Here is a 2,109-nt window from a genome sequence, read left to right on the forward strand (position 1 = left end):
CAGGCCCGAGATCCTCGCCGAGTGGGCGGGGGTCGAGCCCGGGAGCCGCGCGCCCGCAGGTGTGTCCCTCGGCGTCATGCCGATCGAACAGACCCTGGCCGAGGTCGCGCGCTTCGTGGAGAAGGGCTACCGGCGCGTGAAGCTGAAGATCCGGCCCGGCGACGACGTCGAGCGCGTGCGGGCGGTCCGAGAGGCGCATCCGGACCTTATGCTGATGGCCGACGCGAACCGCGGCTACGGCGTAGCGGACGTCGGGGTGTTCCGCGCACTCGACGAGTTCGACCTCGTCTGCGTCGAGGAGCCGGTCGGCGGCGGGATCGAGGCGCTCGCCGCGTTCCAGGCGCTCATCTCCACGCCGGTGTGCGTCGACGAGTCGATCCGCGACGCGCGCGACCTCGACGCCGTGCTCGCGTCGCCGAACCTGCGGAACGTCAACCTGAAGATCGGGAAGTACGGAGGGGTGCTGCCGTCACTGCTCGCCTACCGGCGCTGCCTGGAGGCAGAAGCGCAGGTATGGCTCGGCGGGATGTACGAGACGGGTGTGTCGAAGTACCTCCACGCGCAGTTCGAGACCCTGCCGGGGTTCACGATCCCGGGAGACATCTCCGAGACACAGCGGTACTTTGAGCGCGACATCGTGATCCCGCCGGTCACCGTGCGTGACGGGGACGTGGTGCTGCCTGAAGGCCCGGGGCTCGGGTTCGAGCCGGACTTCGAGCGCATCGGCGAACTGCTGATCGACACGATCGAGATGAGGCGTCATGGAGACTGAAGGAACGCTCCTCGAGTCGCTGGGCATCGAGATCGTGAGCACGTCGCCCGAGCGCGTGGTGGCGACGATGCCGGTCGACGAGCGGACCGTGCAGCCGTTCGGCTACCTGCACGGTGGTGCGACCGCGGCCCTGCTCGAGACGGTCGCGAGCCTCGGCTCGATCGCGAACGTCGACCTCGAGCAGGTGGCGGTGTTCGGGGTCGAGCTGTGCGTCCGGCACGTGAAGAGCGCGCGCGAGGGCACGGTGACGGGCATCGCGGTGCCGAGGGATCTCGGAGAGCGCGAGCACATCTGGGACGTCGAGTGCCGCGACGAGGCGGGCGACGTGCTGTCGAACGGCACGTGCACCGTGAGGATCGTGGCCCGGCGGGAGTAGATGCCGGTCCCCGATCGCGGGCGGCCCGCACTATCGCCCGGCCGCCACCACTCCCGCCGCGAACAGCAGCGCGAACACGAGCGCGAGCATACCCGTACGCGCGAGCGCGGCGTTGAGCGGACGCCCCGCCTCGCGCAGGACCGTGCGGCCGGTGACCAGCGCGAGCGGCACCGAGAGCCACGCGGCCAGCGCGTGCGGCGGCAGCAGGCCTGCGGCCACACCCGCGGTCACGACCACGTACGCGCCCGCCACGCACGCCACCCACTCGGCGCGCGTCGCGCCCACGCCGAGGCGCACCGCGAGCGTGCGCTTGCCCACGCGGCGGTCCTGCTCCACGTCGCGCAGGTTGTTCACCACGAGGATGGCGGTGATGATCAGCCCCGGCGGCACCGTCATCAGCCACACCGCGGGCGTGACCGAGCCTGACTGCACCCAGTAGGTCCCCGCGACGCACGCCACGCCGAAGAAGGTGAACACGAACACCTCGCCCAGCCCGTGGTAGCCGAGCGGGTACGGCCCGCCGGTGTACGCGACCGCCGAGACCATCGCCGCCAGCCCGATGACGAGCACGAACCAGCCTCGGACGAAGGTCAGGTACACGCCGAGGGCGAACGCGACCGCGAGCGCGATCTTCAGCCCCGTCTTGACCTGCGTGCGGCTGAGCAGCCCGGCGTTCGTCACGCGCGTGGGCCCGAGGCGGTCGGGCGTGTCGGCGCCGCGCTCGTCGTCGTAGACGTCGTTGGCGAGGTTGCTCGCCACCTGCAGGAGCACCGCGATCGCGAGCGCGGCGAGCGCAGGCCCGAGCGCGAACGCGCCGTCGCGCCACGCGAGCACGGTGGCGACCACGACGCCCGAGGCGGCGGCGGGCAGCGTCTTCGGCCGCACGGCGAGCAGCCACGCGGCGGCGGAGCCGGTGGCAACGGCGGTGCGGGACGGCTCGGGCATGCGCTACGGCTCCTCG

General features: G+C 71.9%; 3 protein-coding genes. 2 read left to right on the forward strand and 1 reads right to left on the reverse strand.

Annotated elements, in window-relative coordinates:
• Positions 1–772: o-succinylbenzoate synthase (locus FDZ70_09665; protein TLM69556.1), on the forward strand; the 772-nt coding region annotated here is incomplete at its 5' end.
• Complete coding sequence (locus tag FDZ70_09670) at positions 762–1,148, forward strand: hotdog fold thioesterase (protein ID TLM69557.1); 387 nt, start codon at positions 762–764, stop codon at positions 1,146–1,148. The genes FDZ70_09665 and FDZ70_09670, both read left to right, overlap by 11 nt.
• A 30-nt stretch (positions 1,149–1,178) precedes the next feature.
• Here FDZ70_09670 and FDZ70_09675 read toward each other — a convergent pair whose 3' ends face one another.
• Positions 1,179–2,093, reverse strand: coding sequence for a 1,4-dihydroxy-2-naphthoate polyprenyltransferase (locus FDZ70_09675; GenBank protein ID TLM69558.1), 915 nt, complete (start codon positions 2,091–2,093; stop codon positions 1,179–1,181).
• Between the last annotated feature and the right edge of the window lie 16 nt (positions 2,094–2,109).

The sequence above is a fragment of the Actinomycetota bacterium genome, from assembly GCA_005774595.1.
GTDB lineage: Bacteria > Actinomycetota > Coriobacteriia > Anaerosomatales > D1FN1-002 > D1FN1-002.